This window comes from Geomicrobium sp. JCM 19039 (assembly GCF_000698145.1).
In the GTDB taxonomy this organism is placed as follows: Bacteria; Bacillota; Bacilli; order Bacillales; family Marinococcaceae; genus Geomicrobium_A.
In genome coordinates this window covers 21,227-42,769 of record NZ_BAXB01000010.1, presented here as the reverse complement: position 1 = coordinate 42,769, position 21,543 = coordinate 21,227, and the positions used below count along the sequence as shown (strand labels likewise).

General features: G+C 44.5%; 23 protein-coding genes and 3 pseudogenes. 12 read left to right on the top strand and 14 right to left on the bottom strand.

All coding sequences use genetic code 11. From position 1 onward, the window contains the following. Positions 1–85: 85 nt before the first annotated feature. The 9 genes and pseudogenes from JCM19039_RS11170 to JCM19039_RS27950 all read left to right on the top strand — a co-directional run. Entirely contained in the window at positions 86–445 is a 360-nt protein-coding gene (locus tag JCM19039_RS11170) for a cupin domain-containing protein (protein WP_042400074.1), read from the top strand. A gap of 114 nt (positions 446–559) precedes the next feature. Then, positions 560–1,111 carry an NADPH-dependent FMN reductase gene (locus JCM19039_RS11165; protein ID WP_042427120.1) on the top strand — a complete coding sequence of 184 codons (552 nt, stop codon included), beginning with the start codon at positions 560–562 and terminating at the stop codon, positions 1,109–1,111. A gap of 1,328 nt (positions 1,112–2,439) precedes the next feature. Then, a complete protein-coding gene (locus tag JCM19039_RS25510; protein ID WP_052398714.1) occupies positions 2,440–3,099 on the top strand; it encodes an MFS transporter in 660 nt (219 codons plus the stop codon). Beyond that, on the top strand, positions 3,089–3,628 hold the full coding sequence (locus tag JCM19039_RS25505; RefSeq protein ID WP_238545013.1) for a hypothetical protein: 540 nt from the start codon (positions 3,089–3,091) through the stop codon (positions 3,626–3,628). Before JCM19039_RS25510 ends, JCM19039_RS25505 begins: the two co-directional genes overlap by 11 nt. Before the next feature lie 296 nt (positions 3,629–3,924). Beyond that, entirely contained in the window at positions 3,925–4,629 is a 705-nt protein-coding gene (locus JCM19039_RS11150; protein ID WP_042427114.1) for an MIP/aquaporin family protein, read from the top strand. 27 nt (positions 4,630–4,656) lie between these two features. Continuing rightward, positions 4,657–6,152: pseudogene (glpK, locus tag JCM19039_RS11145) on the top strand (glycerol kinase GlpK). Positions 6,153–6,305: 153 nt separating this feature from the next. Beyond that, positions 6,306–6,596: an FAD-dependent oxidoreductase gene (locus tag JCM19039_RS27295; protein ID WP_307190229.1), complete on the top strand. Its 291-nt coding sequence runs from the start codon at positions 6,306–6,308 to the stop codon at positions 6,594–6,596. Then, positions 6,593–7,960 (top strand): glycerol-3-phosphate dehydrogenase/oxidase, encoded by a 1,368-nt coding sequence (locus JCM19039_RS26510; protein WP_307190228.1) that lies wholly within the window; start codon positions 6,593–6,595, stop codon positions 7,958–7,960. The genes JCM19039_RS27295 and JCM19039_RS26510 overlap by 4 nt, the downstream gene beginning before the upstream one ends. After that, positions 7,960–8,435 (top strand): annotated as a pseudogene (locus JCM19039_RS27950) (glycerol-3-phosphate responsive antiterminator); the annotation flags it as partial. The gene JCM19039_RS26510 and the pseudogene JCM19039_RS27950, both read left to right, overlap by 1 nt. Before the next feature lie 107 nt (positions 8,436–8,542). On the opposite strand, the pseudogene JCM19039_RS11130 reads toward JCM19039_RS27950, so the two are convergent. Continuing rightward, a pseudogene (locus JCM19039_RS11130) lies at positions 8,543–10,029 on the bottom strand (carboxypeptidase M32). A 147-nt stretch (positions 10,030–10,176) separates the two neighbouring features. Here JCM19039_RS11130 and JCM19039_RS11125 point away from each other — a divergent pair. Then, positions 10,177–11,109 carry a Gfo/Idh/MocA family protein gene (locus tag JCM19039_RS11125; protein WP_042427111.1) on the top strand — a complete coding sequence of 311 codons (933 nt, stop codon included), beginning with the start codon at positions 10,177–10,179 and terminating at the stop codon, positions 11,107–11,109. 912 nt (positions 11,110–12,021) lie between these two features. Here the strand turns inward: JCM19039_RS11125 and JCM19039_RS11120 are convergent. Continuing rightward, entirely contained in the window at positions 12,022–12,231 is a 210-nt protein-coding gene (locus JCM19039_RS11120) for a hypothetical protein (RefSeq protein ID WP_042427108.1), read from the bottom strand. Between the two features lie 14 nt (positions 12,232–12,245). Then, on the bottom strand, positions 12,246–12,461 hold the full coding sequence (locus JCM19039_RS11115; protein ID WP_042427106.1) for a DUF2642 domain-containing protein: 216 nt from the start codon (positions 12,459–12,461) through the stop codon (positions 12,246–12,248). 179 nt (positions 12,462–12,640) lie between these two features. Between JCM19039_RS11115 and JCM19039_RS11110 the strand changes: the two genes are divergently transcribed. Both JCM19039_RS11110 and JCM19039_RS11105 read left to right on the top strand, forming a co-directional pair. Then, complete coding sequence (locus JCM19039_RS11110) at positions 12,641–13,117, top strand: hypothetical protein (protein WP_042427103.1); 477 nt, start codon at positions 12,641–12,643, stop codon at positions 13,115–13,117. Beyond that, positions 13,080–13,760, top strand: coding sequence for a glycosyltransferase family A protein (locus JCM19039_RS11105; protein ID WP_052398712.1), 681 nt, complete (start codon positions 13,080–13,082; stop codon positions 13,758–13,760). The genes JCM19039_RS11110 and JCM19039_RS11105 overlap by 38 nt, the downstream gene beginning before the upstream one ends. On the opposite strand, the gene JCM19039_RS11100 is transcribed toward JCM19039_RS11105, so the two are convergent. The 11 genes from JCM19039_RS11100 to JCM19039_RS11050 form a co-directional block, all read right to left on the bottom strand. Further along, the gene (locus tag JCM19039_RS11100) at positions 13,729–14,817 is read right to left on the bottom strand and encodes a DegT/DnrJ/EryC1/StrS aminotransferase family protein (RefSeq protein WP_042427100.1); all 1,089 of its coding nucleotides are present in this window, start codon (positions 14,815–14,817) and stop codon (positions 13,729–13,731) included. The genes JCM19039_RS11105 and JCM19039_RS11100 overlap by 32 nt on opposite strands. After that, on the bottom strand, positions 14,814–16,106 hold the full coding sequence (locus JCM19039_RS11095; RefSeq protein ID WP_042427097.1) for a nucleotide sugar dehydrogenase: 1,293 nt from the start codon (positions 16,104–16,106) through the stop codon (positions 14,814–14,816). Before JCM19039_RS11095 ends, JCM19039_RS11100 begins: the two co-directional genes overlap by 4 nt. 72 nt (positions 16,107–16,178) lie before the next feature. Continuing rightward, positions 16,179–17,090, bottom strand: coding sequence for a glycosyltransferase (locus JCM19039_RS11090; RefSeq protein ID WP_255343655.1), 912 nt, complete (start codon positions 17,088–17,090; stop codon positions 16,179–16,181). A 25-nt stretch (positions 17,091–17,115) separates the two neighbouring features. Then, entirely contained in the window at positions 17,116–17,307 is a 192-nt protein-coding gene (locus JCM19039_RS11085; RefSeq protein ID WP_042427092.1) for a hypothetical protein, read from the bottom strand. A gap of 90 nt (positions 17,308–17,397) precedes the next feature. Next, positions 17,398–18,168: an STAS domain-containing protein gene (locus JCM19039_RS11080; RefSeq protein WP_052398711.1), complete on the bottom strand. Its 771-nt coding sequence runs from the start codon at positions 18,166–18,168 to the stop codon at positions 17,398–17,400. Next, positions 18,143–18,808 (bottom strand): B12-binding domain-containing protein, encoded by a 666-nt coding sequence (locus JCM19039_RS11075; RefSeq protein WP_042427089.1) that lies wholly within the window; start codon positions 18,806–18,808, stop codon positions 18,143–18,145. The genes JCM19039_RS11080 and JCM19039_RS11075 overlap by 26 nt, the downstream gene beginning before the upstream one ends. A 9-nt stretch (positions 18,809–18,817) precedes the next feature. Next, complete coding sequence (locus tag JCM19039_RS11070; protein ID WP_042427086.1) at positions 18,818–19,165, bottom strand: hypothetical protein; 348 nt, start codon at positions 19,163–19,165, stop codon at positions 18,818–18,820. Further along, a complete protein-coding gene (locus tag JCM19039_RS11065) occupies positions 19,162–19,467 on the bottom strand; it encodes an antibiotic biosynthesis monooxygenase (RefSeq protein WP_042400045.1) in 306 nt (101 codons plus the stop codon). Before JCM19039_RS11065 ends, JCM19039_RS11070 begins: the two co-directional genes overlap by 4 nt. Positions 19,468–19,618: 151 nt before the next feature. Next, on the bottom strand, positions 19,619–20,278 hold the full coding sequence (locus tag JCM19039_RS11060; protein ID WP_042427083.1) for an acyltransferase: 660 nt from the start codon (positions 20,276–20,278) through the stop codon (positions 19,619–19,621). Continuing rightward, positions 20,271–21,176, bottom strand: coding sequence for a glycosyltransferase (locus JCM19039_RS11055; protein ID WP_052398710.1), 906 nt, complete (start codon positions 21,174–21,176; stop codon positions 20,271–20,273). Before JCM19039_RS11055 ends, JCM19039_RS11060 begins: the two co-directional genes overlap by 8 nt. Positions 21,177–21,249: 73 nt before the next feature. Then, entirely contained in the window at positions 21,250–21,501 is a 252-nt protein-coding gene (locus JCM19039_RS11050) for a CotD family spore coat protein (protein WP_042427077.1), read from the bottom strand. Between the last annotated feature and the right edge of the window lie 42 nt (positions 21,502–21,543).

Sequence of the window (21,543 nt, the reverse complement as noted above, 5' to 3'; positions counted from 1 at the left end):
GTTGCAGGATTTGCGCGGGTTTTGTCGAATGATTATAACGGAGCCAACCCATCCCTTTCTATAGAAAGGAGCTTTAGTTCATCACATGCAAATTGTAACGTGTGACTCCTCTGTCGGAAAAGAAATGACAATGGACGATTCTTCATTTATTTTAACACCAATCATCCGTAATGCTGCGCATATTCGCATGGCCATGCTCACATTAGAAGCCAATCAAACCATTCCAGAACACGAAGCCAATCCCGATCAACTGTTTCTCGTCGTTCAAGGAAGTGGTTGGGTTAGCGGTTCTGACGCCACGCCAACGGAAATTCGAGCTGGACAAGCGGCCTTTTTTGCTGAAGGTGAAAAACACGCCTCAGGCACAAATGATGGAATGGTCGTTCTATCTATTGAAGGGATTGATCTTCACAACACGATCCCCCTCCTCTATTATTCAACCTAGACTCCTTTTGTAAGGAGTCTTTTTCGTGCATTCAAACAGACAACTGGATTTTTCATTCATATCGGTGTAAAATACACGATTGAATTTACGATAGGTTATTGGAGGATATTAATCATGAAAATTGCAGTTATCGTAGGTAGTACAAGAAAAGACTCCTACAACATGCACGTGTCAAAATATATGAAGGAACGCTATACAGATAAAATGGATATGAATATCCTAAACATCGCCGACCTTCCCTTGTACAATCAAGATACAGAAAACACACCGACGGACGCGGTCGTCAACTTCAAAGCAGAAGTGAAGTCAGCGGATGCCGTTCTTTGGGTAACACCTGAACACAACGCGACGATTCCTGCCGCTCTAAAAAATGCCATTGACTGGCTGTCCCGAGTTGACAAAGTAATGATCGGGAAACCTTCATGGATCATCGGAGCTTCTATGGGAAACTTAGGATCGGTAAAAGCCCAAGCCCACTTGCGTGACATTCTCTTTGCGCCTGGCCTTGCCTCACCTGTACTACCTGGAAATGAAGTTTATATCGGTGCGGTACACACGAAATTAGATGAAAACGGACAACTTACAGATGAAGGGACCGTTCAGTATCTCGATACGGTTGTAAGCAATGTAACGAACTGGATCAAAGGATTAAACACGGAGCAATAATTTTAGAAGAAGGGGAAGGGGCTGTATGTACAGCCCCTTCCCTTCTTTTGTTTTAATACCCTAGTGTGCGTTTTTCCTCTCATCAGTTCCATTAATGCAATTAAATGACGAATGACCTTTTATCGACAGTCAGGTCTGCCATAACAACATCAGTTGGCACTAACGTCCCCACGATGTAGGGTTAGTTGGCTAACTTGATCACAGATGGAGCCCACATGGGTACAGGTGGCTCTACGACGGAAAACGCAGCTTGTTATCGACATGAATCATGCCGAGCTCTGATCGGTTTTGCTTCGGCACCTGAGGTGCCGATGGTTGCCAGCCCTTCAGGTTTATGCGGGTAAACACTTGGTTTTTCCCACCGATGAAAAAGACTTGCCCATCATAGAGGACAAGAGCAGTCAATTCCACTTGCCCTTTTAAGTGACAAATCCCCTCTCGAAAGAGGCAATTTAAGGAGCCAAACGTCTTATAAATGTCTTTTTGTGACCGCTCGAGAAGTTTGTGTGACAATCTAAGCTAAGAAAAACAGATTTAGCTCAATCAAATGCCTCAAAAGTTCATATTTGAGGCATTTGAACCTCAGCTGTTTTGGGTGGAACGGCGGGGATGTCTCACTACCGAAGTGGCCGTTATAGTTCGGAGTACAACGCTCTGCCATTAGTGATTATTAAGTACACAACCCCATTCAGGAGGATCAAAAACTCAGCATATCTATAGAAGTTGAACGAAAAAATGTCTTCAAAAACCAATGGGAAACTTCGTAAAGTGGAAACTGTGCTCGAGTTGCGAACGAACTGTTCTCAAGTTGGGGGAAATCCCAGGAAAAGCGATAGATTCTCCTAAACTAGGGACAGAATGAGCAAACTCGGTAACAGATTACCGGGTCATGTGTACATCCCTGCGCCGAATTACCCACAAGACATCGGCGCGCGCCGACAGGGTGCTCGCTTATGGGCATTGCATCCGCGCTCCAGTTGGAACAAACTGCGCGCAAAATAGCACCTAGCACACCGCTATCCCTCCAACCCAACACCCAACAGCGCAAATCAGGAAAATCTTACGCTCATTCTATATAGACCGTTTTTACTAAGATCAGACACGTAGTCATAAGGACAAGTCATACAATAGCCTGTTCAGTTTCTGCACCCGCACACACTGGAGATCGATTGGCTTTTGGCAGCCTGTTTTACTCCTAACGCTTACTTTCGCAATAAATTAGTGACCGTTTGTCCACATAGGCTGCAAATCGTTCTTTTATGCGTAAAGTATAGATGTTCAGACAATTAGTAATCGTTTACAATAACCGTATGAAGGAGGAGACCGACATGAACACAGAACGCCCGCTACATCAACCCACTCCCTATCAATCAGAACGGTTTGTACTTTTACTTGGCATTATTCTCATAGCCTCAACATTGCGGACACCTATGACTTCTGTCGGCCCACTTTTGCCATTCATTCAGGAAGGATTAGGGCTTTCTAATGCAGTGGCCGGAAGCATAACTACAATTCCTTTGCTCGCATTTGCGTTATTGTCCCCTTTTGCTCCACGTATTGCTGAGCGCGTTGGGGCAGAGCGCCTTGTGTTTGCTGCACTTCTATTTATTGCAATCGGAATCGGTGTTCGTTATTTTATGTATGTACCTGCACTGTTTATTGGCACGGTGTTTATCGGTGCTGGCATTGCTGTTGGTAACGTGTTGCTACCTGGAATTGTCAAAAAGAACTTCCCGCTACATATCGGCCTTGTGACTGGACTTTATGGAATATCCATGAATATTGTAGCCGCGATTGGCTCTGGAGTGAGTGAGCCGATCGCTCGCGCTGGACTGAATTGGAATGGCTCTCTAGCCATTTGGGGATTTGTTGTTTTCTTCGCCCTCGTCGTTTGGGGAGTTCAACTGTCCAAAAATAAAAATCAAACCGATCGGTTTTGCCATCCGCTCAAACCCCATTATGGCGGTCTCGTCTCGCTTGGAGCGTAACAGCTTTTATGGGGATTCAATCGCTGCACTATTACACAATGATGACTTGGTTGCCTCAACTTCTTGCCACACACGGCTACACGCCAACGTCTGCAGGTGGATGCTTGCCATGATGCAAGGAGCCATCGTCCCGATGACCTTTATCATCCCTGTCCTCGCTGGTCGCATGAAAGACCAACGAATCATTGGTATCGGTATTGGAGTATGTTTTTTGCTCGCTAACATCGGTTTATATACTGGCGTTCTAATTCCTGTATGGGTCATCTTAATGGGAATTGCTTGTGGAAGCGGGTTTGGCCTCAGTATGATGCTGTTTGCGTTAAGAACCTCTACGAGTATCGGAGCGTCCAAGCTTTCTGGAATGGCACAAGCATTTGGTTATCTGCTCGCCGCATTCGGACCAATGGTTTTCGGCGTCACGTACGACTTCTCTGGCAGTTGGCAAGCACCGCTTCTCATTCTCGCTACGTTGTCCATATTCATTGTATTCGTCAGCTTACGAGCAGGGAAAGGACAAATCAACAACTAAATAAGAATTTTTCTTTACCCAGTTGACCCCGATGACAATGCAGAAATAGTGTTCTAGGAACATCTTAAACTGAATAAAGATAGATTGAACAGCTCGTTCACGGTGTCCCACAATTTCCTAATATTTCAATATTGAGTACTACGAATGCGTTTACAAGTATACGTTCGCCGTGTACAATGGGGGCAAGTTAATGTAAACAAGCTGATGAGCTCATGAGAGCAGCTTTTTTGACGGAGTCCCTGGATGACGTGAAAAGAGCTGCTCTTTTTTTATTATTCGCTTAAGGAGGATGAGAGATGTTAGAAATCATTGCAGAATTTATGGGTACGATGATCTTGATTATTTTTGGTGCTGGTGTCGTTGCTGCTGTGAGTTTGCGTGGATCAAAAGCGGAAGGTGCAGGTTGGATTGCTATCGCTTTAGGCTGGGGGTTTGCGGTTACGCTCGGTGTATACGTATCAGGAACCGTGAGCGATGGCCACATTAACCCCGCTGTAACCTTAGCTTTTGCTGCGATTGGTGACTTCCCGTGGTCGCAAGTTCCTGGCTATATTATCGGGCAAGTTGTCGGAGCGTTTGTCGGAGCAGTCATCGTCTTTTTCCATTACTATCCGCATTGGAAAGCAACCCCAGACCCGGGTACGAAACTTGGGGTATTTGCGACAGGCCCTGCCATTCGCCACTTGCCGTCCAATGTTGGAAGCGAATTCATCGGAACTGCAGTACTTGTGTTTGGTTTACTTGCAATTGGGGCAAATACATTTACAGAAGGTTTAAACCCCATTGCGGTCGGTTTACTCATCGCTGCCATCGGTTTGTCTCTTGGCGGTACGACCGGCTATGCGATCAACCCTGCACGTGACCTCGGTCCTCGGCTAGCACATGCGATCCTTCCCATTGATAAAAAAGGACCGTCAGATTGGGCGTATGCTTGGGTACCCATACTCGGGCCGATCGCTGGCGGTATTGCTGGTGCATTTTTATTCGTACTCATTTTCTAAATTTGATAATTCAAGGAGGAGAACACTTTGACGAAAAAACATATTCTTGCCATTGACCAAGGTACAACGAGTTCAAGAGCAATACTTTTTGATGACCAAGGGGAGATGGTCCAAACTGCACAACGAGAGTTCAAGCAATATTTCCCTCATCCAGGTTGGGTCGAACACAATGCAAATGAAATCTGGACGTCAGTATTAGCTGTCATTGCTGAAGTTTTTTCGGAATCGGATATCACCCCACAAGAAGTTGCTGGCATTGGCATTACGAATCAGCGAGAAACAACAGTCGTATGGGATAAACATACAGGCAAACCAATTTATCACGCTCTTGTTTGGCAATCACGACAAACCGCTTCCATCTGTACAGAGATGCGGGAAGCCGGATTAAACGACACCTTTAGAAAGAAAACGGGATTACTACTTGACCCCTATTTCTCAGGTACAAAAGTAAAATGGATTTTGGACAATGTCGACGGTGCTCGGGAGAAAGCCGATCGAGGAGACTTACTATTCGGGACGATTGACTCATGGCTCATTTGGAAACTTAGTGGTGGAAAAGCGCACGTTACAGACTACACCAATGCTGCCCGGACACTCATGTACAATATTCATGATCTTCATTGGGATGATGAGTTGCTCGAACACCTAGACGTGCCAAAGAATATGCTACCAGAAGTGAAGTCTTCATCAGAAATCTATGCAGAGACGGTAGATTATCATTTCTTTGGAGAAAATGTGCCAATTGCCGGAGTTGCTGGTGACCAACATGCAGCCCTATTCGGTCAAGCTTGCTTCGAAGAAGGCATGGTGAAAAATACGTACGGTACCGGTTGCTTTATCTTAATGAATACAGGAGAAACTGCTGTTGAATCTAAAAATGGGCTGCTTACGACACTCGCTTGGGGAATTGACGGCAAAGTTGAATACGCGTTGGAAGGCAGCATATTTGTTGCAGGTTCTGCAATCCAATGGTTGCGCGATGGTATTCAAATTATCGAAGATGCCCCCCAAAGTGAAACGCTTGCGACGCGAATTACTTCTTCAGACGGCGTGTATCTCGTTCCCGCTTTTGTCGGACTCGGCACCCCGTATTGGGACAGCGAGGCACGGGGCGCAATGTTCGGCCTCACTAGAGGGACGGAGCGTTCACATATTGTACGGGCGACGCTCGAGTCACTCGCGTATCAAACGAAAGATGTGATGAGTGCGATGGAGAGCGATTCTGGCATTGAATCGAAGAAACTTCGCGCTGACGGGGGTGCCGTTGCGAACGATTTCTTAATGCAATTCCAAAGCGATTTGCTCGACGCACCGGTTGAAATTCCTTCTGTTACGGAAACGACAGCGCTAGGTGCAGCATACTTAGCTGGTCTTGCCGTCGGCGTATGGGAAAGCAAAGAAGACATTGCCAAGAAATGGAACATGGACCGCTCATTCTCCCCGAATATGGAGCTAACGAACGAGACGATCTCTATTCTGGCTGGAAGAAAGCCGTCGACGCCACCATGACGTTCAAGCCGTAACGCTTTACGAATGATCATTCATCACGTACAATAAAAATAACAAGTTAATGAATATATCTTTGAGACGATGAGGGGATTACAGCATTTCAAGTGGACACAGTCTGCTTGATTTCGTTGTAGTCCCCTTTTATTGTCTTGACTAGGAGGCATCCGTTGAATTTCTCATCACGAAATAGAACGCACATGCTTCAAGAACTACAAGCAAAAGAACTTGATGTGCTCGTCTTAGGCGGCGGGATTACAGGAACTGGAATTGCGTTAGATGCACAAACAAGAGGATTGGATACTGGACTCATTGAGATGCAAGATTTCGCGGCTGGAACGTCAAGCCGTTCGACCAAACTCATCCACGGTGGTCTGAGATATCTCAAACAGTTTGAAATTAAGCTCGTAGCAGAAGTTGGCAAGGAACGTGCATCGTATACGAAAATGCTCCTCATGTGACCGAACCGGTCCGTATGATGCTTCCCTTTTATAAAGGTGGAACGTTTAATTCGTTGTCATCATCCGTCGGGCTGTCCGTTTACGACCGGCTCGCAGGTGTGAAAAAAGCGGAACGGCGTACGATGATGAGTGCTAAGAATGCACTCAAGCAAGAAGGAATTCTAAAATCAGAAGACCTAAAAGGGGCCGGTATGTACGTTGAATACCGAACAGATGACGCGAGACTCACAATGGAAGTCGCAAAAAGTGCAGCCGAGCGTGGTGCGCACCTCTTAAATTATGTGAAAGCTGAGTCCTTTATTTATCGGGATAAAAAAGTCATTGGCGTCCACGCCACAGACGTTACAAATGGCAGCAGTGTTAAAATCTATGCGAAGAAAATCATTAATGCAACCGGCCCATGGGTCGATACGCTGCGTGAACAAGACCGATCGCGAGAAGGCAAGTCGATTCACTTGACCAAAGGAGTCCATCTCGTCTTTTCAAAAGATCGTTTGCCTTTGCAACAAGCCATCTACTTTGATACCCCCTTTGCCGATGGCCGGATGATGTTTGCAATCCCTAGAGACGAAAAAGTATATGTCGGCACGACCGACACCGATTACGATGGAGACCAAAAAGAGCCTGGTGTCACTGCTGACGACATGACGTATATCGTTAATGCAGCAAATGCGATGTTCCCTGGGTTTCACTTGACCAAATCAGATATTGAATCGAGCTGGTCAGGCGTGAGACCGCTCATCCATGAAGATGGCAAAGATCCGTCTGAAATCTCGAGAAAAGATGAGATTTTCCATTCAGAAAGTGGGCTAATGACCATTGCTGGAGGGAAGCTCACTGGCTATCGGAAAATGGCCGATACGATCGTGACCCTTGCAGCTGACGAAATTGCTCAAGAGACAGGCAAGTCATTTCGGAGTTGCCAAACGAAAGAGCTCGTTCTCTCTGGAGGAAATGTCGGAGGTTCGAAAGGCTTCCCTGCATTTAAAGAGAAAATAACCAATGATGTAAAAACGCTCGAATTGAGCGAAGCATTTGGACAGGAGCTCGTCACCCGTTACGGCTCAAATGCACCCGAAGTGCTAAACTATATTAGAAACGCGTCGCCGACTGAGCACCTCCCTAAAGAAGTGCACGGAATGCTTCTATACAGCCTAGAACATGAAATGACGGTTACTCCGGTTGACTTTTTATTACGCCGAACTTCTTATCTGCTCTTTGATATTCACCGTGCAGAACACGTTATGGATGGGGTTGTTCAGACGATGGCAGATCTTCTGAACTGGACGGATGAAAAGAAAAAGCATTATGTGGATGACCTCAAAAAGCAATATGACCTTCTCACCTTAAGGAGCATCGGGTAATGTTTAACGGGCAAGAGATTCTCCCAGCTGTCAACTCGATGAAAGACTTTGAATCGGTAATGAAAAAAGAAGAAAACTATTTCGTTGTGCTGGATGTACATTTATCCATGCTCGCAACGATGAAAGAGTTCTCATTGAAAGCAAATAAAAAGATGCTCTTGCATGCTGATCTCGTGCAAGGGTTAAAAACGGATCGATATGCAGCTGAATATATTTGCCAAGTCGTCCGTCCAGCTGGCGTTATTTCTACTCGGGCAAACATGCTCAAAACAGCCAAGAAAAATGGCTGTTAGCCATCCAACGTGTGTTTTTATTAGACACGCTCGCCTTGCATACGAGTTATCAAACGACACGCACCGTTGAGCCTGATGTGTTAGAAGTTCTGCCTGGAATCTTGCCCGACTACATTCAAAAAGTGCGAACAGACACGAGCATCGATGTCATCGCTGGAGGACTCATTAGTACACACGAAGATGTCGCCTCCGCCATCCGTGCCGGAGCGAAAGCTGTCACCACATCCAGAAAAGATTTATGGTAAAAAACGCCAGCTTTGCCGGGAATGGCAAAGCTGGCGTTTTTTTATTAAGCGTACAATGTTTCGTATTTATTCTTCAAGTAGGCGATCAATGGCTTGGCATCTACTCCGGAACCGGTCGTATCCCGAATGATTTCGTCAGGTTTTTTCATGGCGCCGTGTTTGTGAACGTGTTCGGTCATCCATGCTCGAATTCCCTCTAACTCACCGGTTTCCAAACGCTCTTCAAAGTCAGGTATGTCAACGAGCAAGCGCTCATGAAGCTGAGCCGCGTATACGTATCCTAACGCATACGATGGGAAATAACCAAACATCCCTGATGGCCAATGAACGTCTTGTAATACCCCTTCAGCATCAGTAGCTGGAACGATCCCGAAGTAGTCTTTCATCTTCTCATTCCAAGCTTTCGGAAGATCTTTTACTTCAAGTTCTTCAGAGAACAATGCTTTTTCCAGCTCATAACGAACAATGATATGCAAACAATACGTTAGCTCATCGGCTTCGATTCGGATGAACGACGGTTTTGACTCGTTAAGCGCAAAGAAAAACTCGTCAAACGACACATCGTCAAATGTTCCTCCTGCATAGCGTTGCAACACAGGATAGTTGCTCGCCAAAAGCGCTCATTTTGTCCGACAAACTTTTCCATAAATAATGATTGTGACTCATGAATGCCAAAAGAACTGGCCGACCCTGCAAACGTTCCCGCTAACGTTTCGCTAATGTTCTGCTCATACAGCGCATGGCCACCTTCGTGAATCGTGCCTAGAAGTGCGACACGAAAATCATGTTCATCGTACTTCGTCGTCACACGTACGTCCCCACGATTAATTCCCGTCGCAAACGATGAACCGTTTCATCCAAGCGTCCTGCATCAAAGTCATAACCAATCGTATCCAAAAACGCCAAGCTTAATTCCCTCTGCTTCTCTTTAGGAAAATGATGAAACAACACGCCAGTATTCGGTTTGTTTTTTGCATCATTCACGTGCTGAATGAGAGGGATTAACTTGTTTTAGCTCTTCAAACAGCGGGTCTAACTTCTCAACGGTCATTCCTGGCTCAAAATCATCGAGCAAACGATTGTACGGATGCCCTTCGTATCCTAAGTATCCAATCATCTTTTTCTTAAAAGCAACAATTTTCTCAAGATACGGCTTGAATCCCTCGAAATTATTGGTCTCTTTTGCTTCTTCCCAAAAAGCTTCCGACTCCGACCGTAACATCACATACGCCTTGAATTCATCAGCTGGAATCTTTTTATAAGCATCGTGGTCACGTCTAAGTTGTTCAGCAGATTTCTTCGTAATCGCTGTAACCTGATCATCATTCTCAACCGCTTCGAGTAAATTCGTCACTTCCTCTGACGTAATCATCTTGTGCATTTCACCTGATAGTGTACCGAGTACTTCCGCACGTTCACCTTGACCTTTCTTCGGCAGCCCTGTTCTTGAATCCCAATGCAACAAAGCGGTGGCTTGACCGTAGTGGTTTAGCTTTTTCATGTAATCAAGAAACGCTTGCTCTCTCGACATGTAGATCACCTCTTCACGTAATACTGCTATTCTACTATTGTTTGAAACAATTGTCTCATTTTTTTCCGGTACATTATGTTTGTCCATTCATTCCAGTATTGTTTGCATATTATACCGAGAAACGATTGTAGAAAGCGAGGATACGATATGAAAATAGGTGTTATTGGTGCTGGCAATATGGGCGAAAACCATTTGCGCACGTATGCTTCCATGCCTCGCCATTGCGAACTGATTGGCGTATATGATGTGGATCAGTCAAAGCGTGACCGAGCGGCTGAACAGTATATGATTACGTCATTTCCCTCTCTCGAATCGCTCCTTGAGTCAGTTGATGCGGTTAGCATTACGGTGCCGACCCCGTATCATTTTGAAGTCGGAATGACATGCATTGAGTACGGAATTCATATGTTGATGGAGAAACCGATTGCCTCGACTGAAGATGAGGCAAAAGAACTCCAGAAAGCAGCGATGAAAGCGGAAGTTACATTGCAAGTCGGACATATCGAACTGTTCAATCCCCTCATCCAAACATTAAAAACCATCTTGTTGAAAGAACAACTCCTATCAATTGAGACGCACCGGATGGCGCCGTTTGCAGAAAACACAAGAAATGTGGATGTTGTTCATGACCTTATGATTCATGACTTATACTTGATTCACGAACTTACAGGCGAATCTTTTGACCATTTGCATTCCTTTGGTATCGCTGAAACGAATCCTTCTCATGCGTCAGTGCTAGCGAAGTCGAAACAAGGAACGATCATTGAATTGACGGCAAGCTTTCGCTCAACAAAGAAAGTGCGTACGATGCAAATTCTAACGGATAACAATCATATTTTTGCAGACTTACTTCAAAATACGATTACCGTTACAAAAACAGCTGAACCTGGAGGGGCAACCTACCCGAAAACAATTTCTGAGAACATTTATATTCCATCGTTTTTGCAACCATTAACCCTTGAACTATCAGACTTTATCACAAATGTCGTGAACAAGCGCACACCAACTGTGACCGCACAACATGGTATTGAAGCACTCAAACTTTCAAACAAAATTAGTAATGAAATTAAAAACAATTAAGACCGCTCAGCATTGTGGTCTTAATTGTTTTTTTGCCGTGTAAACTTCGCTGTGTCTCCTTCACCGTGAATACAGAAGAAGCAAGGATTGTGTGATTTGTGGATTTTCTCAGCTTGGGGAGATGATCCTCATATCTGACTTATCCCTAGGCTGGTGTGGGTTTTACACTACATAAATGTCAAAAACGAGCGATCCGCCGGCACCTTCGGTGCCGGAGCGAAACTGAACAGTCCTCGGCATGACTCATGCCGACATCTCGTAGGTGATAGCTGTCTAAAAAGAGCAAATGGGAGACCGGGATTTTCATTAAAGAGTACGCACCACTTCCCTAGTGGCACTCTTTTCGGACGCACAATCCCATATACTGGAAAGCTATGTCCTTAACAGTACTCTCTAAGGACACACAAAACCTGATGCTGCAAATCTCTGTCCGTACAGTCACTCTCAACCTACATACTGGAAACCCCTGTCTCTAATCCACGAATTAGGTAGACAGCAATTGTACATATCCCCTTATGACTTCTTGCCAAATAAGATTTCTTATATGGGCAGATACAATTCGCTCACGCGGCACTGTACGATTACCGATGATTTTTTTATCGACTTTTTCAATGTCTTCTTATTTCCACGCAGTTTGCAGGCGGCCCTTCAAATCAATTAGAGAATTTCTTTAGTCCACCTCATATTGCCACTGTTTTCACTAGAAAATGGGCGACCTGGATCGATTATACTGCGCATACATGTCATTGCAACACAAACGGTAGCTTGTTCGGTTGCTGCACCCGTACCTCATTAATGTATATGGGATGCTTGTGATCCAAATCGCGCCCTCACACCTAACCTCACTAGAAGTAGAAGATCAGTGATCTCAAGTTTATCTTCATGAGCATCTTGTGCTCACTTGATCTTGTTTTAGATTACAGCGTCGACATCGCGGAAGAAGTTAATTTCATTTGCATTAATAAATTGTCTAGTAATGCTATAGCCGTCATCAGCGTCGATGACGACAAGGCTAAAATTCACATTTACGAGCGTGCCTTCGATCAAACTGTTATCAGTAGCAATTTGAATCGGTGTCCCGATCCGATTTTGCAATTCAAAAATAAATAACGGTCCAAACATAAGAATCCTCCTTTTTATTCAATCACGTCAGTTATGACTTCAATTTTCGTAAATCTTACGAACGCTAACGCTCCGTCTGTTTCTTGGATCACAACATAGTCGCTATTTACTTCTAAAACCGCCCCAATTACAATCCCAAATTGCGTTGTAATTTGAACATTTTCATTGATTAAACTCGCCAGTAATTGATACAGAGAAGTTGAATTGATATTGTTCACATTTATGGTCAAGGTCTACTCCCCCTTTTCTACAATATCTATACAGTAGATGCACGAACACATGATTATGAATGTGTGTACAACTTGGTTTTCCAAGATCAATCGTTCACCTATCATTTTTCATCCAAGACGAGCGAATCCAACAAGGTTGTTTGAAACATTCTTTTAAATATAGATTAGGAGTGAGTACCTTGAGCTACACGATCATCTCGAATCCGATGGAACTCATTACGAGCCCAAGTACTTTGGAAAAACAATATATCGTTCTCATCCCTACGTTTGAGCGGCTCATTCATAACAACATTGATTCCCTCGTAGATAGGATGGGTGACCACGACGTCCTCGTCATGCAAACGGCTTCCACACAACAACTATGGCCTCTTGTCCTTCGATCTGAACTGTTAATGACCCACCCTCTTCCTACAATAGACGAGTTGCCTTTTGAAGATGCCTTACTAGCAAAATGGCTTTGCCGTATTCCGACTTCTAGTGTGAAAAGAACGGCAGACCGGTTAACGAGAACGAGCACCCAATTCAATACGACGGAACAAAAAATTAAAACAATCAGTCTTAACAAAATTCACTCCTCCAAAAAGCAAACCGTTGCCAACGGTGGGAGTCATGCTCTCGGTGCTAAATGCAGAACGTTGGATTCGGAATGCGCTTAGTTCAATTGCTGATCAAACGGTACGTGCCGACCATGTTTTTGTTGTTGATGACGGATCTACCGATAATACAGTACGTGAAATATTAAACATGACCGAACGTTTCCCTTCATTCACGCTACTTCGAAAAAACGTCAATATTGGAAAAGCACGGGCGCTAAATGAACTCCTCCACTACGTTGATTGCACGTGGCTCATTGAATTGGACGGAGATGATTGGTTGGATGCGGACGCCATTGAAAGGACGAAAGAGATTGGTCAGCAATTGCCTGAACGTACGGGTGCCTTTTATGGGAATTTACGCTATTGGAAAGGCGAAGGTATGATGTCTTACAAACGTCATGTAAAAGGTTTTCCTGTGCACAGTTCCGATGATTTGCTCGGTTATCCTCTGCCTTTAGGACCGAGAATTTACCGCACAACTTCATTACTCTCACTCGGAGGCTATCCGGTCATTGATTTTGAACAAGGACGGCTCTATGAGGACATCAGTTTATTAAAAAAGTTTCTAGCGACCGATTCGCTTCATTATGTGGACTGTACCTTTTATAACGTTCGCCAACATAAGCAATCCATTACGAAAAAAATCATTCCAAATGGAATGATTTCAAAGACTACTTGTAATACGCGTGGATCGTTTGAATAATATATTCTTGGTCACTAAACGCCAGCTCTGGAGAAATCGGGAGTGCCATAATCTGCTCGGCTGCACGTTCTGCTAGTGGGAAATCGCCTTTTTTATACCGTAAGTGTTGTAGCGCTTCTTGTAAATGTAACGGTATTGGATAGTAAACTGCAGAGGAAATACCACGTTTCGCGAGATGATCCATTAAGGAGTACCGATCTTTTACTTCAAAACAATATTGGTGAAAAGAGTGCAAGTATGGGTCTGGTACTGAAGCGTAACGCTTTAGCTCTTCGGAATAGCGCTTGGCAATGACGGATCTCTTATGCAAAAACAGATCTAAATGTTGAAGTTTGACGAGTAGAACTGCCGCTTGCAATTCATCAAGTCGGCTATTGATTCCGATCGAGCGGTGTTCGTATTTTCTAACGCTACCGTGATTTCGTAATTCTAACACGCGGTCATACACGTCTTGGTCATTCGTAATGACCATGCCCCCATCACCAAATCCACCTAGATTTTTAGATGGAAAGAAAGAAAAACAACCCACATCGCCAACTGTACCTGCTCTTTTTCCGTGATCATCTTTCGTGCCGATCGCTTGGCACGCATCTTCAATCACACGAAGGTTGTGTTTTTTTGCGATACTCATAATCGCGTCCATATCACAAAGCTTTCCGAATAAGTGTACAACGAGTATCGCCCGTGTTTTAGGCGTAATCTTTGCTTCAATCTGAGTGGGATCAATGTTATACGTCAACGGATTGATATCCACAAACACCGGTGTGGCACCTGCCTCTTCAATCGCTTCACCACTGGCAAAGAAAGTAAATGGCGTCGTAATGATCTCATCACCTGCCCCAATTCCCAGTGCCTTTACAGCCAAGTAGAGGGCATCTGTGCCATTCGCAACACCAACAGCATGTTTTACGGGATGATACTGCTCCATTGCTCGCTCAAGTTGCTCACACTTCGGTCCTAGAATGTACACCCCACTCTCCATTACTTCTTGCACTTCTTTGTGTAGTGCATGTTTTAACAATTCATATTCCTTTTTTAGATCAACCATTGGAATCATTGCTTTGCCCCTCCAATCGCATCAAACCCCATACCGAGTTCAGCAAATTGAGACGGGTCCAGCACATTTCTACCGTCAAACACGAACGGCTTTTTGACAAACTGTGAAAAATCCAAACTACGGTATTCATCGTGATATGCTTGGAGAATGATGATGTCTACCATTTTCATTTCCTCATTTGTTAGTTCGAGTGGCTCTACGTTAAACGTTCGCATTTCCTCATCAGAAAAATGTGGATCATGAACGAATGATGCGGCCCCTCTTCCCTTCAATCCTTCAAGCAATTTCCAAGCCGATGACTTCTCTGTTTCTTTCACATTTTCACGGTATGATAACCCAAGAATCAACACATTTTTGCCTTGCAACTTGCCGCTTTGTGACTCGATTCGCTCCAAAGCATAGTCAGCCATTTGATCATTTTTCTTTCGGGAATGCTGAACAATTCCTTCATCTAAACCTCTTGAAATAAAGAAATATGGATAGATCGGAATGCAATGACCACCCACACCGACGCCTGGTGCATGAATGTGAGAATACGGCTGGGTATTGCTTGCTGCCGCTGCATCTCTCATATTCACATTCATCTGGTCCGCATAAATAGCGAGCTCATTGGCAAGCGCAATATTCACATCGCGGTATACGCACTCTGCAACTTTTGCAAATTCAGCCGTGTCTGCATTTTCCACAGGCAACACGTCACATCGGAGTGCAAGCTTGTAAAACGTACTCGCGTTAATGAGACTTGCTTCATTAATTCCACCAACTATTTTCGGATACTTTTTTAAATCACGAATAATTGTATTTGAGTAGACACGTTCGGGGCTGTATGCAAGATAAAAATCAGCCCCAGCTTGCAAACTGGATGCTTGTTCAATCATTCTGCCAAAACGCTTTCTCGTATCTCCCGTAGGTAACGTCGTTTCGTAAATCACTGTCGTTCCCTTTTGTATACCTAATCCGATCTCTCGAGTTGCAGCATCAATGTACTGATAATCCACATCGTGATCATCATCAATGAGCACTGGAACGATCACAACGACTGTTGACGCCTCCTGGACAGCTTCTCTAGTTGAAGACGTTGCACGAAGCTGTTTGTTCACATAAGCCTCATGCACAAGCTCCTGTAAACCCGGTTCATTCTGGATGTGACTTTCCCCTCGGTTTACTGTATCAACGACGTTCTGATTCACATCTGCACCCACTACTTTATACCCGTTACTTGCATAAACAGCGGCCAGCGTAAGCCCGATTTTACCGAGTCCGATGACCGCTACAGTATTTTTATTCATTCATATCACCCTCTTCACTTACAATATGTGAAGAGCATGCACGTGGTTTGGACATCTCTAGAAAAAAGGTGTCTATACTAATAGCGTTTCATATAGTGTGAGTAACCGCCGCTCCATGTGTTCCCAACTCATCAAACGCTGCATGTAGCTGCGTGCATTTTCACCCATCCGTTGCAATTGGTCATCACGAACGTTTAGCATGCCATTCGTGTAATCGATCGCCGTCGGGTTCTCCATTGGGATAACGATCCCACATCGTTCTTTTTCAATCACTTTTCTCATCTCTAAGCAATCGTTCACGATGACAGGCACGCCCGCATCTAAAAAGCTAAAAAACTTATTTGGCAATGAAAAATACCGGTTCATTGATCGTTTCGTATTCATATCAATCCAGCCGAGGTCGACATCTTCAAGTTCAAAAGGGATATGATCGTAATCAACCCAACCGGTCATCTCAATTCGGTTTTGTAGATGAACTGGAACGAGCAGTTCGGTTTCATGTCGCGGTGCTCCACCGATTATTTTGATGGAATACCCCGACTGTTCAGCAACATCGACGAGCTTTTGCCAGTTTCCTTTGTCTTTAGTAACCATACCTACGTAACCGATCGTTCGATGTGAGGTTTTCTTTTTGTGCACAGACGTAGTGAATGGTGGAGCGTTTACAATCACTTCAATTGGCCCTTTAAAAGATAGGTTTTTGTAATATTCCGATATGGAAGGGGATACCGTAATAATTGCATCCGTTTCTTCAAGCATTTGCCGTAACCATGCTTCTTTTTGTTCACGTCTACGGATGCTCGTTAGTGAACGGTGATCGACGAATAGTTCATGGCTATCAAAAACTAAACGAGCACCAGACACTGCACGCTTCATAAAAACTGCCGCATGAAGTGACTCCATTTCATGGGCATGATACAGATCGGCACCTACATTAATTCCTAGTCGTACGAGTGAAGATCGGGCGTCTTGTTGTGTCTCAATTCAAAAGACCGGTGTTGGTCATCTTTTAGGCGGTCCGGCACGTAGGGATAATCGTTATCTCATCAATGAGAAAAGGCACTCCTTCACGTTCTGCAGCTTGAGACGGTGAAAGAATCGTGACATTGTAACCCGCTCGTGCAAGACTTTTTGCTTCGCGGTGAAAAATCCGAGCATCTTTGATCGGGTGTTCAGTGACGACAAAACAGACCGTCTTCATTTGCTCCCCTCGCTTTTATCCGTTTCCAATACGGTATGCGCTCATAACGTAGCCGACACAGTCAATTGCGCATAACAAAAAGCATGAACGTCACGAAGTCACATCCATGCTTTTTAACGCCCGCTCAAGGGAATGAATAAAGCTAATGTTCCATTTTTGCACTTCATATTGTTTAAAAGACCTTGCCACCTCTTGATTGACACCGGCGATGAGCAACTCACATCCCATAATGGCGAGGGACTTAAACATTGACTTTAAGGCTCTTACTCCGTCATTCGTCACTTCTCCAGAGGCTGTAAAATCAAAAATAATCGTGTCGGCGCTATCTTCATAGATTTCTTGAAGCAATTTGACTTCAATGGACTGTATTTTTTCTCTGTCCAGCATACCGAACATGGGTACTAACCCAACTTCCTCACTTAATGGAATAAATGGGGCAGACAGACGGCGGTTTTCTTCTGCGAGCAACTCGAGTCGTTCTTTTTCATGCATGAGCTCGATGTTCGTGTCTTGAAGTCGAGCACGAAGCTTCGTTAATTGCCCGAGCACTCGGGAAAACGCTTCGTCTTTTTTAATCACAAGAACTTCAGCATGAAGCTCACTTTCCCATCCTACATAAACATCTACGAGTACGAGCTCTCCATTACTCGTAAGCATGTTCACTTCAAGACTCACTTGCTCATGCTCAGGCCTGAGCCATTCCCTAACCTTTTCTTGACTTTCTACGTCAACGAGCGCTAAAAAGGAGCGTTCAAGACGGAACACTTCTTCTGCTTCCATAGAGCGCTCGAGAATCTCGAAATTCTTATCAATTTTAAAGGTAGGTAATGGCAAGTTACGGTTGGTCATTCGTTCTTGCATGTGCCTTCCCTACTTTCCCGTTATCAAGCCAACCATCCAGTTGCCGTAAACTTCCAATCACCTCGACTTGATCTAGTTCCGTCGCCGATAATTGATACTCATAAGCTACACGGCCGCCAATGAGAATAGACGGTCGATGGTTCAAGGTGAGCAATGAGCGAACGTACTCATGAAGCACGGGCAATCGGTACAAAAGTGCAATAGAGAGCACAATCACATCTGGTTTCCATATCGCAGCAGAAGACTGTAAATGATTTAACGGCAAGTTAGGACCGAGGTTCCGGACGTTCCATCCTCGGTCGCGAAACAGAGAACCGACCATTTTTAGACCGATGTAATGCTGTTCGTCCTCGACACCACAGAGAAGCACTTTCCGATTTGTAAGACTGGATTCTTTACGATCAACCTGTTCTATAGCTGTAAGGATAAAATCAACGGTTGCGGTGGCTAAATGTTCATCAGCCACCGAGATTTCATTTCGCTCCCAACGCTTGCCGACAAGATACATCGAGGGCGTAATCAATTGCTCAAACACATCTATTTTCCCCATCGCCTGCAGTGCATGCTGAATCATCGACGTTGCTTCTCCTTCATCACCGTCAAGCAATCGGTCTGCCAGTTTTTCAATTTGAGCTTCCACACGAACACCTCATTGTAAAACAGCTTTTCCTTGCGCTAAACAATCCATAAAAAATACCTCTTGCTCCTCCGGGACACTCCCACTCAAGTGGCGTTCCAACCGTCGATAATTGTCAATGATCAAGTGTGTGCCTACATTACGACTCGTAAGCACCGTATTTAACCACGAGGTGTATTCAACAAAGAAATGAGGCTGCTTCATTTCATAGGCGGTCAACAGATGGTTAAGATGGTGAACGTTGTCTTCTTCTGTGCGAGCGCGACCATGATCACCGAATTTTTGCCATAAAGACGGGTACTCCTCATAAATTTCTTCCGTAATACGAAAAGCAATTTGTGATTTTTGGGTGTCATTCATGTCGCGACCACTGAAAACATTCCAACACGGGCAGTGATCGACGCCAGTTCCTGGTCAGGGTAGTTCTTCTCTAGATCATGAATTTCCTTATATTCATCACTGGATACCCAGCGAATATAGTCTTCCTTTGAATCCCAAATGAGATGAACCGTCAATTCTTCCGGCTTTTTATCATTTTGGAGGAGATGAAACGATTGAAATCCTTGAGCTTGATCAACTTTTCGTGAGCGTTTCTGATAGATGCCAATCACTTCATCCGTTTTTTCTTTTGGGACGGTGACTGTCGAAGTTACAATATACATCGATGTCCCTCCTTCTCATATACAGTATCGTAAGTTTACCATAATATAAGGCTTTCCTAAAGAATAACGGGGCTGAACAACATCACACTAAAACATAAGTATCAAGTCCCCATCAATTGACGGGCGACTCGTTTTCAACCGATCTACAATTTTACCGGATCGGTTTTGCAGGAACACCAGCAACAGTAGTATGTGCACGAGCGTCTTTCGTCACAACCGCACCTGCCCCTACGATCGCTTCTTCTCCAATCGTAATTCCAGGTAGCAACGTCGCATTGTTGCCAATTTTAGCCCCTTTCTTAATCGTCGGGCCCTGCATCTCATACGGTTTTGCGCCCATATATTTATCGTTGCTCATTGATACGCACGGTCCAAGAAATACATGATCTTCAATTGTCGTATCCCCAGTCACATAAGCACCCGTTTGTATCGTACAATGGTTCCCAATAACCGTATTCAACTCAACAATGGCCGATCGCCCGATCACTGTTTCATTACCAATCCGGACATTTTCCCTTACACTAGCCAAGTCTCCTAAAAAACAATGTTTGCCGATTTGACTACCTGCATACAAGGCAACGAGGCTTCCCGTCTTTGTGCCTGAGTGTATAACAAGTCGATCGGCGTTTTCATTTGACTTTCGCATTCGGCTATTGCCACCGGGGCGAATGCCGATCACATTGTTTGCACCAATCACTACATTGTCTTCGACGGTCACATCCTCATAGATCACTGTATTGTCACCGATCACAACGTTCTTCCCGATGACCGCTCCCTCTTTTATGACAACATTCGTACCGATTTCACTCATCTTTTTTTGTCCCCTCTTTTATTAGCTGATAGAGCTCATTCACCCTTACTTCTAGCGAATGATTCCCTCGCACCCAACGATATGCCTCATCAATGATTTTCATTCGAGCTTCTACATTCGCCAAGTAATATAACGTACGCGATTTTACGGTATGCGTATCAGCAGGTACATAATGTTGCCACGGAATAAATCCGAGTTGACGAATATCTTTGCATTCAGGTGCGACTAACAAGGTGCCACTTGCAGGGATTTCAAAGTATTTCTTCACTGGGTATTCATATACAGACGGGCAAGCAAAGCTAATCTTCGCCCTTTGCAACTGCTTAGCATAACCGACCCCAGCAACGTGATCGCCCACGTTTTTATACCCTGGATGAGGGAAATGAACAAAGGCAGGAACGTGTTGGATCTGTTCGAGGGTGTGCTGTCTAAATGGATACGTTTCGCTAACGGCCCCCGTAAGCAAAAGGTCGATGTCTTTTTTATTTTCTCTAGAAAATACGTCTGTATTGACGAAATGAGGAAGCCATTCAAAGGAAACATCGGGATAGAAACGTTGGAATCCTTCGGAGACGACAGAAAACACTTGATCGAACTGTTGTCTTAACAAATAATTTTTTCGAACTTCAGTAAAGCGGTGCACATCATTCACAATGATTCCACACGGTATTGAGATTTGATTCAGTCCCGTAACCTTCGGCGTAAACGTCGGTCCAATATCATTCACTACCAAAATATAATCGGGCTCGAATGTCACTTTTGACAATATCCACTGAATATGCCCAGACGTTCGCCACACGGCAAATTGTTCACACTTCTCATTTAATGCTTGTTCAATATAGGAATAATTTCGGTCGACGTATTGAGACGTATCCACACCGATGTACAACACTTTCACCTTACCCCACCTTTTAAAAACAAAATCACACGATGTAAAAAAACGATGCCGAAGCATCGTTCATGTCGTCCACCTACCAAGGAAATGGGCGTCGTCCCGGACGTGGGGGTGGTCCCATTGGTGGTGGCGTATGCGAGTGTTTCACTTCCGTTTGCTGCGCGTAACTGTGCGTTTCTGGATGTGCAGGAACGTATTTATACACGTGATTTTTCACATGTTTTTGTTCGGTAGTGAACACTTCTGGCACGATAAATTCTTGTCCTGGCGGGTACATGCCCGGAGGCGGAACGGGATGATGTGGGTGACGGTTTCTTCTTGGGAACATAATCGAATCCCTCCAACAGCTTTGTCGTTTACTCCCACTGTA

Bases quoted from the DNA above. Each gene is read 5' to 3' on its own strand.
- JCM19039_RS11120 (WP_042427108.1), bottom strand. From the start codon at position 12,231: ATGTTTGGACCGTTATTTATTTTTGAATTGCAAAATCGGATCGGGACA.
- JCM19039_RS11085 (WP_042427092.1), bottom strand. From the start codon at position 17,307: ATGAAGACGGTCTGTTTTGTCGTCACTGAACACCCGATCAAAGATGCT.
- JCM19039_RS11050 (WP_042427077.1), bottom strand. From the start codon at position 21,501: ATGTTCCCAAGAAGAAACCGTCACCCACATCATCCCGTTCCGCCTCCG.
- JCM19039_RS11070 (WP_042427086.1), bottom strand. From the start codon at position 19,165: ATGAATGACACCCAAAAATCACAAATTGCTTTTCGTATTACGGAAGAA.
- JCM19039_RS11080 (WP_052398711.1), bottom strand. From the start codon at position 18,168: ATGCAAGAACGAATGACCAACCGTAACTTGCCATTACCTACCTTTAAA.
- JCM19039_RS11125 (WP_042427111.1), top strand. From the start codon at position 10,177: ATGAAAATAGGTGTTATTGGTGCTGGCAATATGGGCGAAAACCATTTG.
- JCM19039_RS25510 (WP_052398714.1), top strand. From the start codon at position 2,440: ATGAACACAGAACGCCCGCTACATCAACCCACTCCCTATCAATCAGAA.
- JCM19039_RS11170 (WP_042400074.1), top strand. From the start codon at position 86: ATGCAAATTGTAACGTGTGACTCCTCTGTCGGAAAAGAAATGACAATG.
- JCM19039_RS11165 (WP_042427120.1), top strand. From the start codon at position 560: ATGAAAATTGCAGTTATCGTAGGTAGTACAAGAAAAGACTCCTACAAC.
- JCM19039_RS11100 (WP_042427100.1), bottom strand. From the start codon at position 14,817: ATGATTCCAATGGTTGATCTAAAAAAGGAATATGAATTGTTAAAACAT.
- JCM19039_RS11095 (WP_042427097.1), bottom strand. From the start codon at position 16,106: ATGAATAAAAATACTGTAGCGGTCATCGGACTCGGTAAAATCGGGCTT.
- JCM19039_RS11150 (WP_042427114.1), top strand. From the start codon at position 3,925: ATGTTAGAAATCATTGCAGAATTTATGGGTACGATGATCTTGATTATT.
- JCM19039_RS11060 (WP_042427083.1), bottom strand. From the start codon at position 20,278: ATGAGTGAAATCGGTACGAATGTTGTCATAAAAGAGGGAGCGGTCATC.
- JCM19039_RS11065 (WP_042400045.1), bottom strand. From the start codon at position 19,467: ATGTATATTGTAACTTCGACAGTCACCGTCCCAAAAGAAAAAACGGAT.